This window comes from Hyphomicrobiales bacterium (genome assembly GCA_039989895.1).
Lineage (GTDB): Bacteria > Pseudomonadota > Alphaproteobacteria > Rhizobiales > JACESI01 > JACESI01.
The window spans coordinates 619,298-646,138 of the sequence record JBDXGY010000006.1 but is presented as its reverse complement, the minus strand read 5'-3'; the positions used below and the strand labels follow the sequence as shown (position 1 = coordinate 646,138).

General features: G+C 46.6%; 25 protein-coding genes and 1 tRNA gene. 13 read left to right on the top strand and 13 right to left on the bottom strand.

What is annotated here, in order from left to right; translation table 11 throughout:
• Positions 1–119: 119 nt before the first annotated feature.
• The 7 genes from ABJ081_09630 to ABJ081_09600 form a co-directional block, all read right to left on the bottom strand.
• Positions 120–998, bottom strand: a complete 879-nt coding sequence (locus tag ABJ081_09630; GenBank protein ID MEP6356932.1) for a sel1 repeat family protein — start codon at positions 996–998, stop codon at positions 120–122.
• A complete protein-coding gene (ilvD, locus tag ABJ081_09625) occupies positions 985–2,709 on the bottom strand; it encodes a dihydroxy-acid dehydratase (protein ID MEP6356931.1) in 1,725 nt (574 codons plus the stop codon). The genes ABJ081_09630 and ilvD overlap by 14 nt, the downstream gene beginning before the upstream one ends.
• A gap of 197 nt (positions 2,710–2,906) precedes the next feature.
• The gene (locus ABJ081_09620) at positions 2,907–5,762 is read right to left on the bottom strand and encodes a valine--tRNA ligase (protein MEP6356930.1); all 2,856 of its coding nucleotides are present in this window, start codon (positions 5,760–5,762) and stop codon (positions 2,907–2,909) included.
• 97 nt (positions 5,763–5,859) lie between these two features.
• Positions 5,860–6,588 (bottom strand): DUF2497 domain-containing protein, encoded by a 729-nt coding sequence (locus ABJ081_09615; protein MEP6356929.1) that lies wholly within the window; start codon positions 6,586–6,588, stop codon positions 5,860–5,862.
• A gap of 146 nt (positions 6,589–6,734) precedes the next feature.
• Entirely contained in the window at positions 6,735–8,150 is a 1,416-nt protein-coding gene (locus ABJ081_09610; protein MEP6356928.1) for a TolC family outer membrane protein, read from the bottom strand.
• A gap of 162 nt (positions 8,151–8,312) precedes the next feature.
• Positions 8,313–8,984: a protein-L-isoaspartate O-methyltransferase gene (locus ABJ081_09605; protein ID MEP6356927.1), complete on the bottom strand. Its 672-nt coding sequence runs from the start codon at positions 8,982–8,984 to the stop codon at positions 8,313–8,315.
• A gap of 103 nt (positions 8,985–9,087) precedes the next feature.
• Positions 9,088–9,161 (bottom strand) — tRNA-Cys (locus ABJ081_09600).
• A 302-nt stretch (positions 9,162–9,463) separates the two neighbouring features.
• Between ABJ081_09600 and moaA the strand changes: the two genes are divergently transcribed.
• From moaA to glp, 6 genes are read left to right on the top strand one after another with little or no spacing between them, the layout of a single operon-like run.
• On the top strand, positions 9,464–10,495 hold the full coding sequence (gene moaA, locus ABJ081_09595) for a GTP 3',8-cyclase MoaA (GenBank protein ID MEP6356926.1): 1,032 nt from the start codon (positions 9,464–9,466) through the stop codon (positions 10,493–10,495).
• Position 10,496: 1 nt separating this feature from the next.
• The gene (locus ABJ081_09590; protein ID MEP6356925.1) at positions 10,497–11,759 is read left to right on the top strand and encodes a multidrug effflux MFS transporter; all 1,263 of its coding nucleotides are present in this window, start codon (positions 10,497–10,499) and stop codon (positions 11,757–11,759) included.
• Between the two features lie 13 nt (positions 11,760–11,772).
• Positions 11,773–12,654, top strand: coding sequence for a formate dehydrogenase accessory sulfurtransferase FdhD (gene fdhD, locus ABJ081_09585; protein MEP6356924.1), 882 nt, complete (start codon positions 11,773–11,775; stop codon positions 12,652–12,654).
• On the top strand, positions 12,651–13,277 hold the full coding sequence (gene mobA / locus ABJ081_09580) for a molybdenum cofactor guanylyltransferase MobA (GenBank protein ID MEP6356923.1): 627 nt from the start codon (positions 12,651–12,653) through the stop codon (positions 13,275–13,277). Before fdhD ends, mobA begins: the two co-directional genes overlap by 4 nt.
• Complete coding sequence (mobB, locus tag ABJ081_09575) at positions 13,274–13,804, top strand: molybdopterin-guanine dinucleotide biosynthesis protein B (protein ID MEP6356922.1); 531 nt, start codon at positions 13,274–13,276, stop codon at positions 13,802–13,804. The genes mobA and mobB overlap by 4 nt, the downstream gene beginning before the upstream one ends.
• Positions 13,801–15,069, top strand: coding sequence for a gephyrin-like molybdotransferase Glp (gene glp / locus ABJ081_09570; GenBank protein MEP6356921.1), 1,269 nt, complete (start codon positions 13,801–13,803; stop codon positions 15,067–15,069). The genes mobB and glp overlap by 4 nt, the downstream gene beginning before the upstream one ends.
• 195 nt (positions 15,070–15,264) lie before the next feature.
• On the opposite strand, the gene ABJ081_09565 is transcribed toward glp, so the two are convergent.
• On the bottom strand, positions 15,265–15,810 hold the full coding sequence (locus ABJ081_09565; GenBank protein MEP6356920.1) for a hypothetical protein: 546 nt from the start codon (positions 15,808–15,810) through the stop codon (positions 15,265–15,267).
• A gap of 471 nt (positions 15,811–16,281) precedes the next feature.
• Here ABJ081_09565 and ABJ081_09560 point away from each other — a divergent pair, with 471 nt between their 5' ends.
• Both ABJ081_09560 and ABJ081_09555 read left to right on the top strand, forming a co-directional pair.
• Complete coding sequence (locus tag ABJ081_09560) at positions 16,282–16,683, top strand: hypothetical protein (protein MEP6356919.1); 402 nt, start codon at positions 16,282–16,284, stop codon at positions 16,681–16,683.
• A 242-nt stretch (positions 16,684–16,925) separates the two neighbouring features.
• Complete coding sequence (locus tag ABJ081_09555) at positions 16,926–17,795, top strand: NAD(P)-dependent oxidoreductase (protein MEP6356918.1); 870 nt, start codon at positions 16,926–16,928, stop codon at positions 17,793–17,795.
• Positions 17,796–17,846: 51 nt separating this feature from the next.
• Here ABJ081_09555 and ABJ081_09550 read toward each other — a convergent pair whose 3' ends face one another.
• Together ABJ081_09550 and ABJ081_09545 are read right to left on the bottom strand one after the other, a co-directional pair.
• Positions 17,847–18,338: an Lrp/AsnC family transcriptional regulator gene (locus tag ABJ081_09550; protein ID MEP6356917.1), complete on the bottom strand. Its 492-nt coding sequence runs from the start codon at positions 18,336–18,338 to the stop codon at positions 17,847–17,849.
• Between the two features lie 101 nt (positions 18,339–18,439).
• Entirely contained in the window at positions 18,440–18,955 is a 516-nt protein-coding gene (locus tag ABJ081_09545; protein ID MEP6356916.1) for a uracil-DNA glycosylase family protein, read from the bottom strand.
• A 292-nt stretch (positions 18,956–19,247) separates the two neighbouring features.
• On the opposite strand from ABJ081_09545, the gene ABJ081_09540 reads away from it, so the two are divergent.
• On the top strand, positions 19,248–20,798 hold the full coding sequence (locus tag ABJ081_09540) for a HAMP domain-containing sensor histidine kinase (GenBank protein ID MEP6356915.1): 1,551 nt from the start codon (positions 19,248–19,250) through the stop codon (positions 20,796–20,798).
• Here ABJ081_09540 and cobT read toward each other — a convergent pair.
• Positions 20,795–21,826 (bottom strand): nicotinate-nucleotide--dimethylbenzimidazole phosphoribosyltransferase, encoded by a 1,032-nt coding sequence (gene cobT / locus ABJ081_09535; GenBank protein ID MEP6356914.1) that lies wholly within the window; start codon positions 21,824–21,826, stop codon positions 20,795–20,797. The two genes, ABJ081_09540 and cobT, sit on opposite strands and share 4 nt — an antisense overlap.
• 190 nt (positions 21,827–22,016) lie before the next feature.
• Between cobT and ABJ081_09530 the strand changes: the two genes are divergently transcribed.
• From ABJ081_09530 to ABJ081_09520, 3 genes are read left to right on the top strand one after another with little or no spacing between them, the layout of a single operon-like run.
• Positions 22,017–22,802 (top strand): adenosylcobinamide-GDP ribazoletransferase, encoded by a 786-nt coding sequence (locus tag ABJ081_09530; GenBank protein MEP6356913.1) that lies wholly within the window; start codon positions 22,017–22,019, stop codon positions 22,800–22,802.
• Positions 22,799–23,059 carry a DUF1289 domain-containing protein gene (locus ABJ081_09525; GenBank protein MEP6356912.1) on the top strand — a complete coding sequence of 87 codons (261 nt, stop codon included), beginning with the start codon at positions 22,799–22,801 and terminating at the stop codon, positions 23,057–23,059. Before ABJ081_09530 ends, ABJ081_09525 begins: the two co-directional genes overlap by 4 nt.
• Positions 23,052–23,750, top strand: coding sequence for a TIGR02281 family clan AA aspartic protease (locus ABJ081_09520; GenBank protein MEP6356911.1), 699 nt, complete (start codon positions 23,052–23,054; stop codon positions 23,748–23,750). Before ABJ081_09525 ends, ABJ081_09520 begins: the two co-directional genes overlap by 8 nt.
• Here ABJ081_09520 and dusA read toward each other — a convergent pair.
• Both dusA and ABJ081_09510 read right to left on the bottom strand, forming a co-directional pair.
• A complete protein-coding gene (gene dusA, locus ABJ081_09515) occupies positions 23,747–24,757 on the bottom strand; it encodes a tRNA dihydrouridine(20/20a) synthase DusA (protein ID MEP6356910.1) in 1,011 nt (336 codons plus the stop codon). The genes ABJ081_09520 and dusA overlap by 4 nt on opposite strands.
• Before the next feature lie 174 nt (positions 24,758–24,931).
• Positions 24,932–25,828, bottom strand: a complete 897-nt coding sequence (locus ABJ081_09510) for a LysR family transcriptional regulator (protein ID MEP6356909.1) — start codon at positions 25,826–25,828, stop codon at positions 24,932–24,934.
• A gap of 345 nt (positions 25,829–26,173) precedes the next feature.
• Here ABJ081_09510 and ABJ081_09505 point away from each other — a divergent pair, with 345 nt between their 5' ends.
• Positions 26,174–26,788: a glutathione S-transferase gene (locus tag ABJ081_09505; protein MEP6356908.1), complete on the top strand. Its 615-nt coding sequence runs from the start codon at positions 26,174–26,176 to the stop codon at positions 26,786–26,788.
• Positions 26,789–26,841: the final 53 nt, after the last annotated feature.

Here is a 26,841-nt window from a genome sequence, read left to right as displayed (position 1 = left end):
TCAACAACACAGCGTGGAAATTTACCGGTAAACTTTGTCCTGTTGGGCTCAATGAGCATAACCAAAAGGAACGAATTCAAAACGTTGCGAGAATTGACTTCAAAAAACTGAGCTGAGATTCAACAGCTAATATCATTTTTGCAATAATTATCTATCCATTTTTGTGCACGTTTCTGTGCCTTTTCGCGCTCTTTTGAAGAGGCGACAGAAAAGGCTCTTTCGTGAAGCTCTTGAACCCATTCATGGCGTGCTGGATGAGCACGCTGACGTGCGACTGTGAGCCATTTCAGGCCTTCAACTTTGTCTTGCTTTAAACCTTTGATGCCTTCAAATTGACGATAGCCAAAGCGGGCTTGGCCGCTAACATCACCATTCAAAGCTGATTTCTTCAACCAGCGCCCAGCTTGGACGTTTGAACATTTTTCCAAAGCCGCTGCATCACACATTTCAAACAATGCATATTGTGCATTTGGGTCGCCGTAATATGTGGCGGCTGTCAAAAACATACCCCAGGCCCTATCTTCATTCTTTTGAATGGGCGAATCTGGAATGCCGCTTCTGTAATACTGGCCGAGAGAAACAAAGGCGTTTGCCGTGAACGGCGCCTTGCTGGAATAAGGGGTAAGATCAACCTGTGACCTGACCACGCGGCTAAACATTTCAAAGGCACGTAGATGACTTTGTTTATCTTGTTGGCACGAAGAGTAAATCCTGCCCAACTTCCACATTGCCACTTCATTACCCTCTTCGGCGGCATATTCCAGACGCTTCAAAGAATCATCAGCGCTCACATTCGGTAGACTTGAATTCAAGTTCACTCTATTTTCGCAATTAGATTGAAGATCAAGAACTTCAAACGGGTCAGAAGGCAAACCAAGGTCGGCGACTTCTTGCGCATATGCACGATTATCTGCAACAGCCACAGCAACAAGCCCTGCGATAAACAGGTGTGAAACCAATTGCCTTTTAAAACTGTGAATGTTTTTAAATATCGGCATAGACCTTCACTTCACTTTTTCCACCAGGGTGGGTTACGGCGCCATTAACAGCAGAACCCACTGTTTGAGCATATTTCCAAAGAACACCTGAGCCGAATTCAGTTACTCGAGGTGCCCAGTTTTTCTTACGTTCTTCTAATTCTACATCAGAAAGTTGAACATTTAGTGTCCCTTTGATGGCATCAATTTCAATAATGTCACCATCCTTTAACAATCCAATAGGTCCACCCACCTGTGCTTCAGGACCAACATGACCAATACAAAAGCCGCGTGTTGCACCTGAGAAGCGGCCATCTGTGATGAGCGCGACTTTTTCGCCCATGCCTTGACCATAAAGTGCTGCCGTTGTTGAGAGCATCTCACGCATACCCGGCCCCCCTTTGGGGCCTTCATAACGGATCACGAAAACATCGCCTTCTTTATATTGCTCTTTTGTGACGGCTTCAAAGGCAGCTTCTTCATTTTCAAAACAACGTGCAGGCCCCGTAAATGTGAGATCAGTCATGCCAGCGACCTTCACAATCGCCCCTTCAGGTGCCAGATTACCTTTTAAGCCGACAACGCCGCCGGTTTCTGTAATCGGCGTTTTGGCAGAATAAACAACATCCTGCTCATCATTCCATTTCACGGATTCCATGTTCTCAGCAATCGTGCGTCCTGTCACGGTCATACAATCACCGTGCATATATCCAGAATCCAAAAGCGTCTTCATCAATAACGGAATACCGCCCACTTCAAACATGTCCTTCGCGACATATTTCCCACCCGGCTTCAAATCAGCAATATAAGGCGTGCGCTTAAATACTTCGGCCACATCGAAAAGATCAAAATCGATACCGATTTCATTGGCAATCGCAGGCAAATGAAGCGCCGCATTCGTGGAGCCACCGGAAGCTGCGACAACGGTCGCTGCATTTTCTAGTGCTTCACGGGTCACAATATCCCGGGGGCGAATATTAAGCTTGATGAGTTCCATCACCTTCTCGCCGGCTGCGACACAGAATTGATCACGGAATTCATATGGGGCTGGCGCACCAGCTGAATAAGGCAGCGCTAGACCAATAGCCTCAGATACAGTTGCCATGGTGTTAGCAGTAAATTGCGCTCCACAAGCACCAGCAGATGGACAAGCAACCTGCTCCAGTTCTGTCAAATCTGCCTCAGACATTTTGCCGACCGAATGCATGCCCACAGCTTCAAAAACATCTTGAACTGTTACTTCTTTGCCTTTGAATGTACCAGGCAGGATTGAACCGCCATAGATGAAGACAGAAGGAACATTAAGGCGCACCATTGCCATCATCATGCCGGGCAGCGACTTATCACAGCCAGCCAGCCCAACAAGCGCATCATAACAATGACCGCGCATAGCGAGCTCTACAGAGTCAGTAATAACATCACGCGACACTAGTGACGACTTCATGCCTTCATGGCCCATTGCAATGCCGTCTGTCACGGTAATGGTCGTAAACTCACGCGGAGAACCCTTGGCGCTTGCAACACCGTGCTTCACAGCCTTGGCTTGACGTTGCAAAGCAATATTACAAGGTGCTGACTCATTCCAGCATGTTGCTACGCCAACGAATGGTTGTTTAATCTGCTCGCCTGTCATGCCCATTGCATAATAAAAAGAGCGATGCGGCGCGCGCTGCGGACCAACACTGACGTGACGGCTTGGTAGTTTGTCTTTATCGATGATCGTTGTCGTCATTAAATTATTATCTCCACGGGCAACGCTAAAACTTGCACCCATTAGTATAGAAATTTTTTTCCGTGCAGAATGTGCCCAAAACGAGGCAAGATTTCACCTGAAATCGTCTCAACGTGCAGAATGAATCACACCTGTTGCAGATGGGTCACATTTTTTGATAAAAATGAGCGTTTAAATGGAGAAATCTGGTTTAACGATTAACCAAGACGCTTCATACCTTCATCGATTTTTACAAGCTTCTCACGCAAATCAATCAAACGCTGGCGCTGTTCAGCAACAACGGCTTCGGGCGCTTTTGATACAAAGGCTTCATTGGCGAGTTTTTTCTCTATCTTGCCAATTTCATCAGAACATTTATCTGCATCTTTTTGCAGGCGAGCGCGCTCGGCATCAAAGTCGATCACGCCTTCAAGCGGCAGGCAGGCCGTAATCTTGCCAACAACGATCTGCGCTGATGATTTTGGTGCCTGATCGGCCACAGACATTGCCTCAACACGGGCAAGCCGCTTGAGCGCTGCGGCATTACGCTGCATGCGTTCGCCGTCTTCGTCACTGGCATTGACCAAAATAAGGTCGGTTTTCGCGCCAGCTGGAACATTGGTCTCTGCGCGTGCAGAACGGATCGCCTGCACAAGTTCAATCAACCAATTGATATCGTCAGCGGCGGCCGCATCTTGAACACCCACATCTGGCCAGCTTGAATGCATCAAGAAGCCATCACGTGCTGGCCCCACCTCGCCTGTGCGCTCCCATAGTTCTTCGGTGATGAACGGCATGAAGGGATGCAAAAGCACTAGGATTTTATCGAGCACATAGGCTGTTGTGGCGCGTGTTTCAGTTTTCGCGGCCTCATCATCACCGTTGAAAACAGGTTTCGCCAATTCCAAATGCCAGTCACAAAATGTATTCCAAACGAAACGATAGGCAGAGGCCGCCGCTTCATTGAAACGATAGGCTTCCAACTCTTTGGTAATGGCGCTTGTGCTGTTTGAAAGTTCAGTCAAAATCCAGCGGTTTAATTGCAGTTTCGTGTTCGCCGGATCAAATCCTTCCACACGCTTACATTCATTCATCTCGGCAAAACGCGCGGCATTCCAGAGTTTTGTCGTGAAATTACGATAGCCCGCAACGCGGTCGGTTGAGAGCTTAATGTCCCGCCCCTGCGCCGCCATAGCAGCCAGCGTGAAGCGCAGAGCATCGGCGGAATATTCTTCAATCAATTCCAATGGATCAATAACATTGCCCTTGGATTTAGACATCTTCGCACCTTTTTCATCGCGAACGAGGGCATGAATATAAATCGTGTGAAATGGTTCTTCCTTCATGAAATGAAGGCCCATCATCATCATTCTGGCAACCCAGAAGAAGATAATGTCAAAACCCGTTACCAGCACATCAGTCTGATAATATTTATCAAGCTCCGGTGTCTTTTCGGGCCAGCCAAGCGTGGAAAATGGCCATAGACCTGAGGAGAACCATGTGTCGAGCACGTCGGGATCACGCGACAAAATGACATGATTAATAATTAATTTTCCACTGTGAGGATCTTCTTCTCCAAGAGCACTTACACTAAGATATTCGTTGTCCTGATCCACTTCGATTGTTACTGTGTCCCCGTAGTACAACCGGGCTTCATCCAATGCAGCTTCTTCTGATTTTGCCACAAACATTTTGTAAGGAGCTTTAGGATTTTCACGACCGCTACTGTCTACATTGGGGCCATACCAAACAGGAATACGGTGCCCCCACCAAAGCTGGCGCGAAATACACCATGGTTCGATATTCTCTAGCCATTGAAAATAGGTTTTATCCCATGTTTCGGGCACAAATTTCGTGCGGCCTTCCTTGACCGATGCGATGGCGGGCTGGGCTAAGGTTTTAGCATCCACGTACCACTGGTTGGTCAAAAATGGTTCAATCACCACCTTGGAGCGATCGCCAAAGGGCTGCATGACCTTTTTGTCTTCAACCATAATCAAGAGGCCTGCCGCATCGATATCGGCAACCACGGCTTTTCGTGCTTCTTCGCGGGTCATACCACGGTATTTTTTAGGCACGAGATTATTATCGCGGTTATCTGCACGCATATTCGCTTTGCTATCCATTAGCGAATAAAGCGGAATTTCATTACGCCGCGCGACCTGATAGTCGTTGAAGTCATGCGCGCCGGTAATTTTCACCGCACCGGAACCAAAATCCGGGTCTGGATACTCATCAGTGATAATAGGGATTGTGCGCTCGCAAAGCGGCAAATGCACTTGCTTTCCAACAATCGGTGTATAGCGCTCATCTGATGGATGAACCGCAACCGCGCCATCACCCAACATAGTCTCAGGGCGTGTTGTCGCAATCGAGATATAATCGCGGGTCTCGCGAAGGGTAACAGTGCCCTCCTCGTCCTTCTCGATATATTCGTAGGTCTCGCCATTTGCTAGCGGATATTTGAAGTGCCAGAAATGACCATCAACCTCGATGTTTTCAACTTCAAGATCTGAAATAGCCGTTTCAAACTTCGGATCCCAATTGACCAGACGTTTGTCCTTATAAATCAAACCATCATTATAAAGCGTCACAAAGACTTCCAAAACAGCGGCTGACAAGCCTTCGTCCATTGTGAAGCGTTCACGCGACCAATCGCATGACGCGCCAAGGCGTTTTAACTGACCAATAATCGTGCCGCCGGATTCTTCTTTCCATTGCCATACGCGCTCAAGGAACTTGTCACGGCCCATGTCGCGGCGGCTTGGTTCTTGGTTTTCAGCCAATTGCCGCTCAACCACCATTTGCGTTGCAATGCCCGCGTGGTCTGTGCCCGCTTGCCATAAAACATCACGCCCGCGCATGCGTTCAAAACGCACCAGCATGTCTTGCAGCGTGTTGTTCAGCGCATGGCCCATATGAAGCGAGCCAGTGACATTGGGGGGTGGTATGACAATGCAATAAGGATCAGCACCGTCAGCTGCCTTAACACCAGCCTTAAAAGCCTCTGCTTTTTCCCAATTTTCATAGATGCGAGGTTCAACGCTTAAGGCGTCATATGTCTTGTCGAGCATTTATGGGTTCCAAATCAAGCCAGATAAAGATTGAACCCGTGTAAAGAGGAAGGCGCGTCTCATGTCAACTGTCACCATCCACCTTTTGAAAATCAATCTATTGATTTCGCATCCGTTCGATTTCAGCTTGAACGAGACGCTCTACTGTTTCTGGCAAATTCTCATCAAGCCATTGCTTAAGCATAGGCCTCATCATCGACTTCATAAGGTCTTCGACCGTATTGGCAGAAGACAAAGTCATATTAGAGTTCAAAGCACCTAAAGATGCCATAACTGCGCCAGCGGCGTCGTTTGACAAAAGAGATGCGTCAGCTTCCAATGCGGGTGATGGAGCTGTTGGCGCTGGCGCAACTGCCGCTGCGATCGGCGCTTCTGGCACATCGTCATCTTCCATGTCGAAGGAAATATCATCATCGGCGCTTATCGCCTCTAATGTTTGATCTGCCGACAACGCAAGCACATCTTCGTCTGCGTCTGCGTCGTCATCTACATCAGGCGCATCAAACATGGCGTCAACATCATCAGTCGACATCTCTTCATCAGCACCAGTGTCAATATTATCGAACGCCGCATCAATTGCTGCTTGATCATTTTCTTCTTCTGGCGCGCCTGACGGTGCATCAAATAATGCATCTACATCGTCTGTAGACATTTCTTCACCGGCATCACCACCAGCGTCGACAGTGTCAAAAACATCATCAATAGCAGCCTGATCTTTCACTTCCTCAGCCTCCGCCTCTGGAGCATCCTCGTCAGCAATAATCTGTCTAATAGAGGAAAGAATTTCCTCCATTGACGGTTCTGAAGCTGCCTTAGCAGACGCCATCTCTCTCTCCAACTAATACTATTGCGAGTATATTTTTATACTGATTCGCACACATCCACTCTAACTTATTTGCAGTTTAGCATGAATCAGAACAGTGCTAACAATGGCTTATCCGCAGATAAATCAACTTTGTGGTTAAATTAGCTCTAATTACCGGAGGTCGTGCGCAGACCAAACCATTTATCGCGCACTTTTTTGTAGTGGATCTCAGTTGAGACAACATTAGTTCCCTTAGCGATATCGATACGATCTCCTGTCAGATCCCCAATAGAAGACAGAAGGCTGTAAGAGGCGACGATTGTATCTCTTCTTGCGTTTGCAAGTGCCACTTGCGCGGTGATCAAGTTAGATTGAGCATTCAAAACATCAAGTGTTGTTGCTTCTCCAACTTTTCGTTCTTCGACAAGTCCATTCAGCGCAATTTGGGATGCACTAACATTTGTCTTGGCAGAACGTGTTTGCGACCGTGCGGATTGAAGCTGTGCATATGATGCATGGACAGCTTGGTCTATTTGCCTGTGAGCTTCATCAACTTGAATTCGAAGTTGGCTAACTGTTTCTTTTGCTTGACGAATATTTGAAAATCTCGCACCACCTTGATAAATTGGGATGCTCACATTGGCCGTGACCGTACTTGTGTTGCTATCGCTAACAGTCGTGCCACGCTGTAAGGCATGCTGATAATTTGCATCTAGTGTAACAGAAGGCAGGAGTGTGCCCTCAGATACTTTAACATTAAACTGACCCGCATCTACATTGTATTGCGCAGCCTTAATGAGGGGATGATTTTTTCTTGCAATAGATAATGCTGCCTTAAGAGATTTAGGTAAGAAACGGGTTGCCTCTGTCGGTGAAGATAGTTTGCCTGGCCTCTTTCCAATAATTTGGTCATATGTTGCTTCGCTGCTACGCAATGTCGATTTTGCCGCTGCTAGGTCTGACAGAGAATCTGCGAGGTTTGCCTGCGCCAAAGCAACATCAGTGCGCGTTCCCTCACCCACTTCAGCAAGAGCCTCTGAAGCACGCAATTGCTCACGAGAAAATTGCGTATTACGCACTTGCAGATTCAAAACTTTACGGTCGCGCAAAACATCAACATAAGCTGTAACAGCTGATTGCAAGGTATTTTGTTCTGTATTACGGAGATTCTCAAATCCTGCTTTGACACCAGCTTGGGCAGATTTCACATTATTGGTTATCTGAAACCCATTGAATAGGTTTTGAGTAATAGTCACAGCTGAATTGCTCGTTATTACATCATCACTGAAATCACCCTCGCCAAAACCACCAGTCAGTGAACTTGACGAACTTTGGCCACCAAGTGACGTGGTTGCATTTATTGTTGGACGGCGACCGGCTAGCGCTTGTGAAACATTTTCATTTTGCGCACGTTGAGCCGCACGCGCAGCATTTAGGGTTGGGTTATTTGAATAAGCAGACGTTAGCGCACTATGCAAGCTCTCAGCCGATACATCGAAAGGAGTAAAGCTAACTATGGCTAACAAAATAGCTATAAACAAATACTGTTTTGAACCCATTTTTAATAGAACTCCGCTCCTCATTCAAGTGATCTCCTGAATGAACAATCAGCAAACATCGGCCTCCCGATTGGAGACTTAATGAAATCTTCGATTTACAGATACGCAATACAAAAAAATATGGTTGATAGAATCAAACCATTTCAAGATTTATCAATGAATAAAGGATTCGCTGAATTCGACAACTCAAAATATGAATTTTTTATTAATATTAAATGCCGCTAGGCGCGGGACGGAGACATTACCGCTTTTTATTAGCGATATATCGCTCCCTTGTTTTAAATAAAGACAGACTTCAGATGAAAGCCCTTCACCCATAACCGTCACCAAACGGCCGCCATCGCGCAATTGCCCAAACAGTGATTCTGGTTGCGCAATAATCGCGCCTTCAATGAAAATCACATCAAATGGCGCTTCGCTCGGGCACCCTTTTTCCAGATCACCACGAATAATGGCAAGATTATCAATACCCAATTCATTTGCGGTGTCGCTTGCATGATCCACAAGACTTTGATTTTCGTCAATTGCAACAACACTGTCAGCTAGTTTTGCAATAATCGCAGCACCATAACCACAACCGCAGGCAACGCACAAAACAAGATCACTTGGTTTAATAGCTGCGGCTTTGACCAATTTAGCAAATGGTGTTGCCTGCATTAAAAAACGTTCTTCACTGGGTGAATCACCGGCTGAGATCATGAGATCCTTATCAATATAGGCTATCTCTTTTTTGTTTTGCGGAACAAATGCCTCTCGTGGCACCGCACTGAAAGCATCAATAATATCAAGATCCGTGATATCATTAGGTCTAATTTGGCAATCAACCATTTGACGTCGCGCTTGTTGGAAATCAATCATAATTGCAATCCTCGTTGCACTTTACCGCTTAAATTACTGAGCTCATATTGTGACGCATGCTTATCGTAAAAACAAGCATTATAAGACCAAATTAAAGTGCGATTGGAGGCCTCACCCGGACTCGAACCGGGGTAGACGGATTTGCAATCCGCTGCGTAACCACTCCGCCATGAGGCCCTCTTATTGGCAATCGCACGCGCTAGGTACGTCAAAGCGAATGGTGGCGCAAGTGTTGGATTGAAAATTTCGCTATCATCCCTAATGATGAACGCCCATTCTCAAAAAATATATCTCGCTGTCTCAAGAAGTGCTACATTTTCATTCCTTTGCAACAAAGTCTTTGATTTACGGAATAAGTGCTAATAAGCTTGTTCTATAGTAAAGTGTCCGCTGGGAGAGAGCGGTTCAGGAGGTTTGATTTGGCTACAATAATTTCACCCGAGAAACGCCCACGCCATGAAGGCCCTACCCCAGAACCAATGACTATTCCATTGCGTTCAACCAATCCTGACACGCCTGAACTGATAGACCCGTATCAGCGCGCAATCACTTATTTGCGGGTGTCGGTCACAGATCGCTGCGATTTTAGATGTACTTATTGTATGTCAGAGGACATGACCTTCCTGCCCAAACGTGAAGTTTTGAGTCTGGAAGAGATCGATCGTTTGTGCACAGCTTTCATTGATAAAGGCGTTAAAAAACTGCGTTTAACCGGTGGCGAACCACTTGTTCGCAAGGGAATCATGACGTTAATACGCACTTTGTCTCGGCATTTGGACAGTGGTGACTTGGAAGAGTTAACATTGACAACCAACGGTTCACAATTGCCAAAACATGCAGACGAAATGGCAGATCTAGGGATTAGGCGCGTCAATGTGTCTCTCGATACCCTCGATGCAGAGAAATTCAAACGCATCACACGACGTGGTGACTTAAATCAGGTACTCGACGGCATTAAGGCTGCAACAAAAGCTGGAATCGCTGTCAAAATCAACGCCGTTGCCCTCAAAGGCGATAATGAACATGAAATCGTAGAGATGATGCGCTGGGCACATGGTGAAGGCCATGATCTGACATTGATTGAAACAATGCCTCTTGGAGAAATTGATGAAGACCGCACAGAGCAATATTTGCCTTTATCGACTATACGCGCCCGTTTATCTGAACAGTTCACGCTGAAAGATATTCCTTATAAAACCGGTGGTCCTGCCCGCTATGTGGAAATTGAAGAAACTGGCGGAAGGCTTGGATTTATCACGCCGATGACCCATAATTTCTGCGAAAGCTGTAATCGCGTTCGCATTACCTGCACTGGCACACTTTATATGTGTCTGGGTCAAGAAGATGCTGCCGATTTACGCGCACCTATGCGTCATAACGATGATAATGCTGCACTTTATAAAGCGATCGATGATGCCATTACTTTAAAGCCGAAAGGCCATGATTTTATTATTGACCGTCGGAACACCAAACCATCCGTTGGTCGGCATATGAGCACAACCGGCGGTTAATTTGGATCAAGACCAATCCGTGCCCTTTGAAAGCCCACGACAAAAGCGCGTGCCTTCAGTTTTTATTCTCGTAGCTATTTCTATGGTAGCACCCGCGGGCATCAATATAATTGCACCTTCGCTATCGGCCTTTGTTGATGTGTTCGATACCGACTATGGAAGAGTACAACTCGCCCTTTCTCTCTTTTTGGTCGCGATTGCTTTTTCACAGCTTGTGCTCGGCCCCCTATCAGACTTTTTCGGTAGAAGACCAATTATTTTGATTGGCATGCTTATTTCTATGGTCGGCAGCGTTATTTGTATTTTTTCACCCACGATTGAAATATTTATTACAGGTCGAATTTTGCAGGGTATGGGCGCTTGCACGGGCATTGCTTTGGCTCGAACCATCATTCGCGATCTATATACGCGAGATAAAGCCGCCAGCATGATTGGCTATGTCACTATGGCAATGACGGTTTCACCGATGGCGGTTCCTTATATTGGAGGCCTACTACAGGAAAATGTCGCATGGTGGGGCAGTTCGCTGTTTATGCTGGCGTTGGCGGGCGCAGTCTTCGTGGGTGCTTTCATCAATTTGCACGAGACCAATCCTTATCTTGGCAAGAAAACAAGCATCCGCCAGCTCTCAGGAAATTATAATTCTTTATTACGTGAAAAACGCTTCATTGCTTTTGCTATTACCTGTGGGTTTTCATCAGCTGCCTATTTTGCCTTTATGGGAGGCGCGCCACTTTTATCGGACAAAATTTTAGGCCTTACACCAACGGGTTACGGGCTTTACTTCATCATGATCGCAGCTGGTTATGGTTTTGGAAATTTCCTGTCTGGCAGGTTTGCACAAAGACAAGGCATTGTGCGTATGATCATGACCGGATGTTTTATCAATATATGTGGCATCTTGCTTGTGGCAGCGCTTTTCAGTGCGGGCTATGTTCATCCAGCAAGCCTCTTTGTCCCTTGCTTTATTTCATCCATTGCAAATGGCCTCACGCTCCCCTCCACCATTGCAGGCGCTGTCAGCATCAAACCCGAAATCGCCGGAACCGCAAGTGGTGCCATCGGCTTCACACAAATCGGCTTTGGCGCTATTGCCGCAACCTTGACCGCCGAGTGGCTTAATATTCACCTCAGCATCTGGCCCATGGTTATTGTTATGATTGGCTCTGGTGTTTTGGCTCTTTTATGTGGGCTTTGGGTTAAAAAGCTTGAGCGGATAGAAAATCATACCGTCGCACCGATTGCGCCAGCAGCGAAACCGTGATTATTCTCAAACCATGAGTGATTTCATCATAAAACCCGACCCCGATGCACCCGGTCTGTCCACCGCTGTCACTGGCATCGACCATACTGGTGCAAGCGTTACGACCAAGGTGGTGACCGAGCGCCCATTGACGCTTTACCTGAACACGCAGGAAGTGGTCACCATGATGACCATTGGCGATCATCCTGATTTTCTGGCCATTGGGTTTTTATTGAACCAAAACATGTTGAAACCTGATGACATCATCACCGGTGTTGATTTTGATGATGATCTGGGCGTCGTTGTGGTGCGTACAGAACGCGAAACCAATTACGAAGACAAAATGAAGAAAAAAGTGCGCACATCAGGCTGTGCACAAGGCACGACCTTTGGCGATTTAATGGAAAGCCTTGAAGGTTTTTCCTTCCCCAAGGGCGCAACTCTTCGCACCAGCTGGCTAGCCTCACTCACAAAAGCCATCAACACCGCGCCATCACTCTATTTAAGCGCGGGTGCTATTCATGGCTGTGTTTTGTGTGAACAAGACCGCGCGCTCGTATATATGGAAGATGTGGGACGGCACAACGCAGTTGATAAAATCGCGGGCTATATGCATCAAAATCAAGTCGATCCAGCGAGCAAAATGTTCTACACAACAGGCCGCCTGACCTCTGAGATGGTTATAAAAACCGTCAAAATGGGCATCCCCATTCTCGTCTCTCGCTCGGGCTTCACGGCTTGGGGTGTCGAGCTTGCCAAACAGGCAGGTTTAACGTTAATTGGCCGCGCGCGCGGTGCCCGCTTTGTGGCCTTGGCCGGTCAAGAGCGCATCATCTTTGACGCTGACATGTCGACAGCAGACGATGAAGACCAGAAACACCGCCGCAAAGGCGCAAAAAATGAGGCGGCTGAGTGAGTGTTTTAGGGGTTTTACTAGCGGGCGGCTTGTCCAGACGCATGGGTGGTGGCGACAAAGGTTTGATCCCTCTTGGCGGCAAACCAGTCATGGCTCATGCTTTTGATCGGTTGAAAGCACAAACGGGCGATGTGATTATCAATGCCAATGGCGACCCAAACCGCTTTGCAGGCTTTGCCGCACCAATCGTTCCAGATACGATTGATGGTTTTGCGGGTCCGTTAGCAGGTGTTTTGGCGGGGCTGCGCTATGCACAAAAACTAGAACAAGTACCAAGCTTCATTGTGACAGCCGCCGCTGACACACCGTTTTTTCCTGACAATCTAGTGGCTGCCTTAAAATCAAAAGCGGATGATGAGCAAACGGTTGTGCTGGCCACATCCAATGATCGCCGTCATCCAACTTTTGGGCTGTGGCCTGTGATGCTTGCGGATGATTTGGATACATGGCTGCAAGATGAAAAAAACCGCAAGGTGCTTTTATGGGTAGAGCGCCACAACTGGGCAACTGCGGACTTTAAGTCTATTCATCTTGATGACCTAACCATCGATCCCTTTTTCAATATCAACACACCAGAAGATTTTGAAACCGCGCAAGAGCTTCTTAAAGGAACGACACAATGACGACCCAGCGCGTATTTGGCGTTACAGGCTGGAAGAATTCTGGCAAAACCACTCTTGTTTGCGAGCTTGTCAGCGAGATTACCGCGCGTGGCTATCGCGTTTCCACTGTCAAGCATGCCCATAAAACTTTTGAGATGGATCATGAGGGACGTGACAGCTATCGCCACCGTGAAAGCGGCGCGACAGAGGTCGCAATTAGCTCGCAGAACCGCTGGGCAATTGTCCATGAATTACGCGGCGATGAAGAACCAGCCTTGGATGAAATGCTCAAAAGGCTAAGCCCAGTCGATCTCGTGATCATAGAAGGCTATAAACGCGAGCCACACCCGAAAATTGAATGTCGGCGTGTAGAGGCCCGCTCCCGTGAAGAAATAGCCCCCGACGACCTCTCGATTGTTGCTATTGCGCATGACCATGAAGTGACAACCAGCCTGCCTGATTTTGATATCAATGACATAACAACTATGGCTGATTTTATCCTCGGTCATGTTGGGCTACCGAATAAAAAACCGGCGGAACAATCATGAGTAGGCCCGAATTAAACGACTGCTTTTTACACGACAAAGACCGCCTTAAGCATTCTGAAGCACTGGCTATTTTAAAAAAACAAGTTCAGCCCCTTGGCAAAACCGAAGACATACCGCTTACACAGGCGCTCGGACGCATTATCGCCGAAGAAGTCACCGCTCCCCTCAATGTTCCCTTAAGCGACAATGCAGCTGTTGATGGATATGTCTTTGCCCATTCAGCTTATGAAACCTCAGGTGGTTGGTTTCCCATTGTAACGCGCATTGCGGCGGGTGACACCAATCCCGTGGCCCTGCCATCAGAAGGTGCTGGTCGCATTTTCACAGGCGCTTCTATGCCTGCAGGCGCTGATACGGTTGCCATGCAAGAGGATTGTGAGACCCACGAACAAGACGGCACCAAATTTGTTGCCATTCCACCCGGCCTCAAACAGGGCGCCAATTGCAGGCGTGCTGGCGAAGACGTCAAACAAGGCGCCGTTCTTTTTTCGTCTGGTCACCTCTTGACGCCACAGGATATCGCAGGCCTTGCTTCTCTTGGGCGTGCTAGCGTTAGCGTGTTCAAGACAGTAAAGGTTGCCATTATATCGACGGGTGATGAACTCATTATGCCGGGCAATGATATCAAACCCGGTCAGGTTTATAATTCAAATGGTCCTCTGCTCGAAAGCCTGCTCGCACCCCTACCCGTAAGTGTCAACAATGTAGGAATTTTGCCGGATAATCTTGAGACAATCCAAGCAAAACTCAATGAGCTGGCCCAAACACATGATGTGATTTTAACCACGGGTGGTGCCAGTCGCGGCGAGGAAGATCACGTGCTCACCGCTCTTGATGCGGTTGGCCGCCGCCATATGTGGCAACTGGCCATCAAGCCCGGACGCCCCATGACCTTTGGTCATATTGGCGAGGCTGCTTTCATCGGCCTGCCCGGCAATCCTGTCGCTGCTTTTGTTTGTTTCTTGCTCTATTCGCGGCAGATTATTCTGGCGCTTGGTGGCGCTGAATGGCAAGAGCCAGTGCGCTACCCTCTGCCTGCCGCCTTTTCTATTAATAAGAAAAAACCAGACCGACGTGAGTTTTTACGCGGTATCTTGCACCATGATGGCGGCCAATTGCGGGTCGATAAATTCAAACGCGATGGCTCAGGCCTTATTTCAGGTTTGCGCGAGGCTGATGGATTGATCGAGATTAATGAGGAAACAACCAGTTTGGAAGAAGGTGACAGCGTCTCTTTTATTCCGTTCAGCGCATTTGGCATTTAGCCGCTGCACTCCAAAGAGTTCGTTTGCATTCAATGATCATTCGCCACCTATTGTTAAATAGTAATACAAGAAGTGCCTACAATTTCCGCTCTGAGCCCATTTTTCCAACTAAGTGGATGTCGTGGAATGCTATGGTCAAGATTGAACTTGTCTTCATGTATGTTCTACGCTTCGCAGACATTCGCAATGGTTTGATCAATCTTTTTTTGCGAATTTTCTATAGTGTTCCATAAGCTCATTTTCACCGTGTTGGAAATCTGAAAAATCTACAAATGGGATTGAATGTTTCTTGCATTCATTCTGATACCATTTGCTTCCATCTATATGCGTCTTAAGCCAGGAGATTGCATAGTCAGGATCTTTCCAGGTCAACCAATGCTTTTTTTTAATATCCTTCTGCAAATTAATTTCATCAAGACGTTTTTTTGGATCGGCATTTGGATAGCCGCAGAATACAGGATATAAGTGACCAGCACTAAATTTTAAGGTATCGTAGGGATTAAGATACGCTCCTTCCACGATGCATTGCGCCTTAGACTCGATCAAATGTCCTAACAGTATGATTGAAAGTTCTTTGGTTAGGTCGTCTTTGGTGTTATCGGTCAGGTCTTCTTTTGCGATCTGATTGTAATAATCATCGAGACCGACAATCGTTAGATCTGCGTCTTGAGCAATCTTTGAACCAGTGAATGATTTACCTGAGGCGCTCGCTCCACCTACAAAAAATATTGGAATATTCATTGCGGGAAGGTATCATGACTCTTTGTAGATGCACAACAATTGTTTGGGGAGGTGTTGAACACGGCGGATGGGAAATTGTAGTTTCTAGAACAGTCCACTGCTAGCGCGACGTGTCGATTTTAGCTCTGTCGTAACCGAGACAACAATTTAAATTGAAAAAGGTAGTTTGTCCGCATACCCACCTTCTAATAACCCATACAAATAGACCTAAAATCATATTGTATGCAATTTGCTGTGTTTAGAGACAATTTTCACTACACCTGCACGATGCCATTATGTATTTCCTAGAGTTAATAGGCCTCGTTATTTTAGGTCAAAGCATAAAAATGAGGGTGACAGCGTCTCTTTCATTCCGTTCAGCGCATTTGACATTTAGCCGCTGCACTACAAAGGAGCATTCAATATCAATGATAAATTAACGGATGTTGCATCACAATAGTTTATCTTAATAGGTATCGCTGGAAGGTAAAAATGAAAATTATAACTCACTACTTTCTTACTTTTACAATCATATTTTTCACAACATATTCTTCATCTGCCTCGGAGAATATTGATGGTATTTATAAGGGGCAAATATGGTCTAATGGAAATTACCCTGGCAAGACTGTTTTTTCCGTTTCTTTAGATGGGAAAATAAGTGGCCACTATGAATTTAAAGGCGTGAATGAAATAGAAACTGGGAAATTGGATAGCTGCAATCTAGTCAAACAAACCCTTTCGTGTATTTGGACAGATCTATATGGCTCTGGAGATTTTCGCGTAAAATTTTCACAAGATTTTAGAACCTTCAGTGGAAAATGGTTTGATGAGGTTGGTGATTTTAAAAAATATGGTGAGAGAGTTGGTCATCATTGGAATGGTAAAAAACTTTAAGGAAATTTGAATGTCTGCTCTTAAGTACGGGATGGGCATTGAGTAACTATTCCAGTACGATCACTTCGTCCGCATACCTGCCATCTAATACCCCATACAAATAGACCTAAAATGCATATTGTATGCAATTTGCTGTGTTTAGAGACAATTTTCACTATACCTGCACGATGCAATTATGTATTTCCTAGAGATAACGGGCCTTGTTATTTTAGGCCAACCCATAAAAATGAGGAGAATTTTTAATGGCAAAAGTGGCATTTATCGGCCTTGGTGTAATGGGCTACCCAATGGCAGGACATATAGCGACAAAGAGCGATCATGACGTGACCGTCTATAACCGCACAACAACCAAAGCGGAAAAATGGGCGTCTGAATTTGGTGGCAAGGCTGCGGCAACACCGCGCGAGGCGGCTGATGGTGCTGATTTCGTCTTTTGTTGTGTTGGCAATGACGATGACTTGCGCTCTGTCACAACTGGACCTGACGGTTGTGTTCAATCGCTCAAATCGGGCGCGATCTTAATCGACAACACTACTGCTTCTGCAGGTGCAGCGCGCGAATTATCTGATGCGTGCAAAGCCGCTGGTGCAGGTTTTGTTGATGGCCCAGTCTCTGGTGGGCAAGCTGGCGCCGAAAATGGTGCGTTGACCGTGATGTGCGGTGGCTCACAAGAAGATTATGACAAAGCTGAGCCAGTGATCATGAATTTTGCCCGTGCCGCCCGCCTGATGGGGCCTGCTGGTTCTGGTCAGCTCACTAAAATGGTCAACCAAATTTGTATTGCTGGTCTTGTACAAGGCCTGTCGGAAGGCATGGCTTTTGCACAAAAAGCTGGACTGAATACGGATGCCGTCTTTGATGTTATTTCAAAGGGTGCTGCTGGTTCATGGCAGATGGACAATCGCTACAAAACCATGGCTGAAGACAAATTCGACTTTGGGTTTGCCGTTGATTGGATGCGTAAAGATTTGGGTATTTGTCTAGAAGAAGCCAATAGCAATGGCGCACATTTACCTGTTACGGCTCTCGTTGATCAGTTTTATAGCCAAATTCAAAAACGCGGCGGCAATCGCCATGACACGTCAAGTTTGATCACGCTTTTACGTGACTAATAGTATCGGTGCCTGTGCTAGCCCCTTGGTAGCACAGGCACCTTGATATACTTATTCAGTTGATGACTTATCCGATTTTGCAAGCGGAATATAGTTCAACGGCAACTCTGTCGTGTATTTTATCTGCTCCATAGCAAATGTCGTTGAAACGTCCGATATTTTAATTTTTTCAATCAGCTTTTGATAAAAAGCGTCATAGGCAGCAATATCTGGCACCACGACACGTAGCAGATAGTCAACCTGCCCTGCCATGCGGTAAAATTCGACCACTTCAGGAAATTCACGAATAAGCTCCGCAAACCTCTTCAACCATTCGTCAGAATGATCACTCGTCACAATCGAAACAAAGGCTGTCACCGACGCATTTACACTTGAGGCATCAAGCACAGCGACGCGTCGCAAAATGACGCCATCTTCTTCCATTTTCTGTATACGCCGCCAGCACGGTGTCGTTGACAAGCCAACGCGCTTACCAATCTCGGCCACTGAAACAGTGGCATCAGATTGAATAATTGATAGTATTTTTCGATCAAGGCGATCCAGCATAAACGAAACTCCATTCCTATTTACGCTACATATAAGACTATTTCTTCCAAAATATAAGATAAAAATTACATTTAATGGAATTTATTTTCGATTCAGGCTTAATTTATTAATCGAGCAACTTCGCCACGCAACACAGGCAGTAGTTCATCCGAAAACCATGGATTTTTTCTAATCCAACCATTATTGCGCCAAGAAGGATGAGGCAGAGGCAAAACGCGCGGCACGTCTTGTTTTTTCCAAATGTTTTTCCAGTTAGCAACTGTCGCGGTCAGCGTTTTTTCACGTTGATCACCCAGATGATAGGCTTGTGCATATTGGCCAATGAGGAGGATCAATTCAATTTGAGGCATGGCAGCAAAAATGCGCTCATGCCAATGGCTGCGACATTCAACTCGTGGAGGTAGATCCCCACCTTTTTCATCATTTCCAGGAAAGCAAAACCCCATCGGTACAATGGATAATTTTCTTGTATCGTAAAATATATCCTCGCTAATGCCCATCCAGTCGCGAAGCCTATCACCTGATGGGTCTGTAAAAGGAATGCCGGATTGATGCACGCGATTTCCTGGCGCTTGCCCTGCTATACAAAGTCTTGCGGTTGTTGATAGCCGGATGACGGGTCGCGGGCTATGCGGCAGCGGATTGCCTTTAGGCGCATCAACGCATATCCGACAAGCGCCGATCTCAGTGACAAGCTTATCTATGCTTCCACGATAAGAAATTTTCCCTACTCCCTACCTTTTTTGACAGGACACCATCAAACCGCACATTTGTTATCGGCCTATTCAACACCAAACACAAAATCGCACGTTTATTAAATTTTAACCATATCTTTCAGCCAGATATTAAGCCTTATAAAACATATTACTACTGGTGAGGTGCAAGAAAGCACGATCAGGAATGTATATGCACGACGCGAAGACATCAAATAGTTCAATACGGGGAAATAGCGTAAAACGTCGTATTATGCCAATTACAAAATTAGGCAAAGCTATCAAACAAACGCGTGGGGCGCTGACTTCTGAAAGTGGTCATTCCATAGAGTTTGACAAAGCAATACTAACCATCCATGCAGAAAACTTTCTCCGCATATCACCGCTAATCGTAGCGATGATTATCTTTATGGGCTTAGCCAGTCTTGCCTGGCTGAATTATTTTGGTGTCATCGCATGGGTGGTCGTCAGCTTAAGCGCGCAGATGCTTATAATCCACGTCACCAAACGGTTTTTAAAGAAAGAATCTTTAAGTGATGAAAAAATCACCGCATGGAACCGTAGCTTAATTTGTTGCAGTCTTCTAAGTGGTATCATTTGGTCTACATTTCTCTTAATTCCAGTTACCACACCATCGCTAAGCCAGCCCGTCTTCATGTTTACAACGTTGCTGCTTGTTGCTGCAATTTATTGCTTCATCAGCGCCCATATATCTTTGGCGTTACTCTGCGATATTTTACCCATCACTATGGTTCTAACCTTAAGTTTCGGCCTTTCAGGCTATACAAGCATGATCATGATGGCTAGCCTGTTTATTATCGCGCAAATTCTCTTCATCTTAATGGCCCGTCATATCAAAGAGAACTTCATTCAAGTGTTCAATATACGTGATGAGAAAGACAATCTTATTGTCGATCTGGAAGAGGCAACATTGGTATCTAATGAATCTGCACGAAGAGCAGAAGAAGCAAATATTGCAAAATCACGCTTCCTAGCAACGATGAGCCATGAGTTGCGCACACCATTAAATGCTATTATCGGCTTTTCGGAAATCATGAAGAGCGAATTACTTGGTCCTCTTAAAAATGATTCATACAAAGAATATGTCGTCGATATTCATTCAAGTGGTGATCACCTTCTCAATTTGATCAATGAGATTCTTGATCTATCGCGCATTGAAGCAGAACGTTACGATTTAAATGAAGAAGCAGTTTGTCTTGTCGAAGTCGTCGAAGATTGCAAAACGCTTATAGAAATACGTGCCAAAAACAAGAAAATACAAATCAATTTCTTGTTTGAGAATAAAATGCCAAAAGTCTGGGCAGACCAACGCGCGATACGTCAGGTTGTTTTAAACCTTCTCTCTAACGCAGTGAAATTTACCCCACAAAACGGCACTATAACTATCTATGCTGGTTGGACATCAGGTGGGGGGCAATATGTATCAGTTGAGGATACTGGGCCAGGCATTCCTGAAGATGAAATTCCAACTGTTATGGAACAATTCGGCCAAGGCTCATCTGCTATTAAAAATGCAGAACAAGGAACAGGCCTTGGCCTGCCAATCTCTCAGGCTCTCATCAACATTCATGGTGGTACGTTTAATTTAAAATCAAAGCTGCGGGTGGGAACAACTGTTACAGTATCATTGCCAAGAATACGCGTTATGGAAGCATTGGCTCCCATTAAAAAGCCGGCACAAAGGCTGGAAAGCGACCAGCAGAATCATCGCCTATCAGCTTAAAGTGAGTTTGGAACCTTTGCCTGCTCAAATGTTGCCATATCACCATGCATTTTAGCTGCCGCTTTCACTATACCTGCAGCAAGCGCCGCACCGGTGCCTTCGCCTAATCTCATGTTAAAATCGAATAGAGGTTCTTTGCCCAGCCTCTTTAGGACTGCGTCATGAGCTGGCTCTGAAGATTTGTGAGCAAACAGGCAGTGGTCGATTGCATCCGCTCGCACCGAATGTAAAACAGCGGCTGCGGCGGTCGCGACAAAACCATCCACAATAACTGGAATTCTTTGGTGGCGTGCAGCAATAATCGCGCCGGCCATTGCCGCTATTTCACGCCCCCCAAGGCGGCGTAGAACCTCTATACCATCAATGCCTGAGCGTGATACAGGACCACCAGCGCGCTCAACTGCAACTTTTGTTACTTCACACTTAATCGCCAACATATCATCATTAATACCGGTTCCTGGCCCTACCCAATCGCTAGCCTCACCACCATAAAGCGCATGATATAAAATAGAGGCTACTGTTGTGTTGCCTATGCCCATTTCACCTATACACAAAAGGTCTGTGCCGCCGGCAATAGCTTCCATACCAAAGGCAATTGTCGCCGCACAGCCAGACGCATCAAAGCCATCTTCTTCGCTGATATCAGGCGTTGGCACTTCAAGCGCTAGATCAAAAATCTTCAAGCCAAGGTCATTGGAAAGACAGAGCTGGTTTATAGCAGCACCACCAGCTGCAAAGTTTTCAACCATCGCCTGTGTCACACTTTGCGGATAAGCAGAGACACCTTTATTCGCCACTCCGTGATTACCTGCAAAAATAACCACAAGCGGGCGTGTAATGACGGGTTTTGGGTCCCCTTGCCACGCCGCTAACCACTCAACGAGTTCTTCTAATTTGCCTAGCGACCCGACTGGTTTGGTAAGCTCTTTATCTCGATTTTTTACTGCAATTACAGCCTCTTGGTCTGCGTGGGGCATCATTTTGACAAGATTGCGAATGTCATCAAGCGGATCGTTATCGGCAGTCATTATAATTCAGTCTTCCCTTTAACATGCGCGCACTTTAATGTGGTTATGAGAACCAGATAAAAAGACGGAATCACAAACAAGATTTTGCAGTTGCCTTGTCTATCACCTGTCTATTGATTATTTCAAGTATCCAGAACATGACAACTACATACCTTTCCTCATCTTTTAAAATACATTTAGTAGTTTCCGTATGATATCAAATAATCTTCTATTCAAAGATCTCACGGTTTGCGTGCAGTTTTTATCACGCTTTCCAATACCTGAAATTTTGGCAAATCATGATAAGCCAGACTTCAAGAGGTCTTCGCGTATGTTTCCTGTCGCAGGCTTTTTGATCGCAATCCCTGCTATCAGCGCTATGGTTCTTTTGGGATTATTGAATGTACCGCCCATGGTAGTTGCTGCCGTGACTATTACCATACAACTCGCTGTGACAGGCGCTTTGCATGAAGATGGACTTGCTGATTGTGCTGATGGGTTCGGTGGTGGACGTACACTGGAAGACAAACTTACCATTATGAAAGATAGCCGCGTCGGCGCCTTTGGTGTTGCTGCATCCATCATGGCGCTGATTTTACGCTTTGCGCTTCTTACCGCTCTTATCGAAATATCACTTCTTGCTGGCATTTTGGCTTATCTGGCCAGCCAAATGCTTTCACGTGCTGTTCAAGTCTATTTCTGGCAAAGCCTACCACTCGCGCGACAAGATGGACTGGCAGCGTCCTTTGGTCAGCCTGATGAGCGAGCCATGACATGGGCTTTGGCAACAGGCATCATCAGCACCCTCACCCTCACATTCTTTGCTTTCCCAGCACTTAGTGTTTTTATCGGCATGGTTATAGTGATCATTGCACTGATTGCTTTTCGCACTCTTTGCATCAAACAAATCAATGGACAAACGGGCGACACCATTGGAGCGATACAGGTCATCACAGAGATTGCTTTTTTAATCGGGCTAACTACATTCAACACATGAACAACATCGACACAGCATCAACCATGGAAAACCCAGCCGACCCATGCATCAACCTTTGCGTTAAAGATACCGATGAAGATGTGTGTCTTGGTTGTGGGCGCACACAGAGCGAAATCGATCGATGGGCGACGTTATCCAACTCAATGAAAAAAAATATTATTGATCAAAGTGATAAGCGTCTCGATGCTTTGACTAAAAAGCGGCGTGAGAAACGCAACGCCCGCCACCGTGCGAAGGCCACTTTAAAAAATGCGTAGTAGCCACCTTCTTTTGCTGTTGCTGGGGCTTTTGGCACTCACCCTCGTCATTTTGCTTGTGTTGCCCGAAGGAAGCACTGTTTTGGGCCTTGAAGACGAACAATTTGCCAATATTTCTTATCTCACCATTATTGGTCTCTTGATCGCCTCTGGCTTCACTCTGCGCGGCCTTAAATTTTCAAAAGTTCTTCGTGATATTGGCATCTGGCTTCTTGCTGGGCTTCTTCTCATTGGGGGATATACATTCAAGGATGATTTAAAACCAATTTGGCAGCGCATCACGGCCTCGCTTAATCCAGGTCAACCGGTCAGCCTTGATGATAATCGTGTACAAATTGCAAGAGGCAAGTCAGGCGATTTTATTGTCAAAGCTGTGGTCAATGCACAGGATATTGATTTCCTGTTTGATACTGGTGCAAACGCTGTAGTCTTGACCTATGACGATGCAATTCGTGCGGGCTTCACCCCTGATCGTTTGAACTTCAGTGTTTCTGTGGACACTGCAAATGGCCGCACCACAGCAGCCCCTATTAGAATTGGCTCAATTCAGATTGGCTCAATTGTCCGCAAAAACATACGCGGGCTTATTGCCAATAAACAAGATTTAAAATCCAGCTTGCTTGGCATGACATTCATGAATGAATTGACCGGCTTTAGTGTGGCTGGTGACACGCTGGAGTTTCGAGACTAAGCGACGTCCTCAATTTGCGATGGCAACACTACAGCGCCAAAAGCCCGTTCGATGACCTCAGGCTTTGCGGTATCTAACCGTGCTTCTTCTGATAAAATTTGTCGGTACCGTCGCGCACCGGGTAATCCATGGAAGAGGCCTATCATATGGCGCGTGATGGCCGACAACCTTACGCCTTTAGCCATTTCCTGATCGCAATAAAGCATCATCGCATCGCACAGGTTTTGCCAATTAAAGGGCTTGGCAAAGACTTTGTCTTCTTGCCCATAAATGCGGTTATCTACTTCTGTGAGTAGGCTTGCATCTTGATAGGCTGCACGCCCGAGCATCACACCATCCACATGCTCAAGATGCACAGACGCCTCATCAAGCGTCGAAATTCCGCCATTGATGCCGATAAAGACATCAGGCAAGCGCTGTTTCAATGCATAAACACGCTCATAATCAAGCGGCGGCACATCACGGTTTTGCTTCGGGCTTAGCCCCTCAAGCCACGCTTTGCGCGCATGAACCCATAGTGCGTCGACACCACTATCGACAACTGCATTCGCCAATTCGTCAAGCGCCACCAGCGTGTCTTGTTCATCAACACCAATACGGCATTTCACAGTTACAGGGCAAGTCACCGCCTCTTTCATTGCCTTCACACAATCACCGACAAGCTGCGGCTCTCGCATCAAACATGCGCCAAATGTGCCGCTTTGCACACGATCCGAAGGACAACCAACATTGAGGTTTATTTCGTCATAGCCAAAATCAGCCCCAATTTTGGCAGCAAGCGCTAGTTTTTCAGGTTCTGAACCACCCAGCTGAAGCGCAACAGGGTGTTCATTTTGTGAAAACCCAAGCAGCCGTTCACGGTCACCATGAATGATCGCATCCGCTGTGACCATTTCAGTATAGAGCAGCGCATGCGCCGATAATTGGCGATGAAAGTAGCGGCAATGCCGATCCGTCCAATCCATCATCGGCGCAACGGAAAACCTAGCGTGTTGATTTATCTTCATTTTTCTTGTGCATTCAAACTGTTACGAGATAATTTTTACACAGGAGCACGTTCCAACCTCTCACGGCTCACTTCTTTTTGACGGCTCAGCGAGGACGATATGGCCACTGTAAACAAGCTAGCCTTCGGTGTATACGGGGTCCAGATCAGACGCAAGGGGCTACGCTAGCTAGACCTAATTTAAAACCGAAGTGGCTTTTAGGCGGTCTTTTGCTAAGTCAATAAACGCACGGATCTTGGCCGGGGCCCGTCGCCCCTCAACATGAACAAGATGGATCGGCAAGGGTGCGGGTTCAAAGTCTTCGAGCACCGTTTGTAAAACACCTGTCTCTAGATCCGGGCCTACCTGATAGGACAGAGCTCTACAAATACCCCAATTGCGTTTGGCGACTGAGATTGCCGTAGCGACACTGCTGACTGTCAAGCGCGGTTTGATGCGAACAGTTTCTTGCATCTCATGCCCGAAACGCCATTCGGTCGTAGGGCTGACTGGTGAGGCCGACACGATCTGATGTTTTTGCAAGTCAGCGGGTGTCTTCGGAGTGCCATTTACCGCAAAATATTCCGCTGAACCGCACACAATCCGTCTGACTTGACCAACACGAACAGCTGCGAGGCCTGATGATGGCAGCTCGCCAATGCGCACTGCAAGGTCGAAGCCTTCTTCAACCATATTCACAATCCGATCGACCATCAGCACATCCGCACTGACAGTCAGATGAGTATCCAGAAATTCAGTCAAGATTGGAGTCACATAGATACGGCCAAATTCATTGGAGCAGGTGATCCGAAGCTGTCCGACTGGATTAGTCGCCGCCCCCTTTGCCGCATCATCGGCCGCCTGCATTTGTCCCAGAATATGGCGAGCATCCTCAAGATAAGCCTGACCAACTTCGGTCAATCTTACACGGCGTGTTGTCCGTGTGAACAGGCGCGCACCAAGACGTGCTTCTAGCGCGTTAACGCCGCGTGTCGCTGAAGGCGCGCTTAGGCCGCATTTACGCGCTCCCCCAGAAAAACTTTCGGTTTCAGCAACCGCCATGAAAACTTCGAGACTTTTTAGCCGATCCATTGTGCGCGACCTCTCTATTCTTATCAAATATCAAAATAATGAGTTTCATGATTGATCTATTTATTCATTATCCAAAGAGGTTTATCAATACTCAAAGCACAAAGCCGTGCACAGGTATTTGAAACTATAAGGACTTTGATACGCACACCGAACCGCCCCGATACCCACTTCCGTCCTTCAGCAAAGTCACTACTGTGAAAAAAGTTCGCTTGGCCGAAGACGCTTGGAATAATTGCAACCCAGCAAAATTACCTTGGCGCATACCCCTGACAGTACATTGCGCAACCGGACTGAGCGATCTTGGCCTCTGGCTCTCAACAAAAACAGGAATATCCAATGACACCGATCAAACTTTACCGAAACCCAAAATCTGGTCACTGCCACCGTGTTGAGCTGATGCTTGCACTATTGGATTTGCCTTTTGAAACCATTGATCTGGATATGGCAAATGGCGCACACAAAGCGCCTGACTACCTCGACATCAGCCCTTTTGGTCTGGTGCCCGCTATTGATGATGGCGGCTATACACTGGCTGATTCAAACGCGATCCTCGTGTATCTGGTTAAGACCTATGCCAAAGGATCCAAATGGATGCCCGAATCTCCGAAAGATGCAGCTAATGTGCAATATTGGCTGACCGTTGCCGCAGACAACATCTATTCCGGCCCCTGCGCTGCCCGATTGGTCAAAGTTTTTGACGCTCCGCTTGACCACGCCGCAGCGGTCACTAAGGCACATAACCTATTCAAGATTATGGAAGCGCATCTGGAAGGCCGTAATTGGCTTGCCACTGACACAATCACTATCGCTGATGTGGCTGGATACAGCTACATCGCGCATGCACCAGAAGGTGGCGTCGATCTTGCTCCCTATCCGAACATTCGGACCTGGATTGACCGGATTGAAAGAGAACCCAACTTCGTCGGCATGGTCAAGTCTCCAATTCCTGAGCTGGCTTAACTAAATTCGCGTGTCAGAACAGCCCTCCATCCTGGTATGCGCAACCACACAGT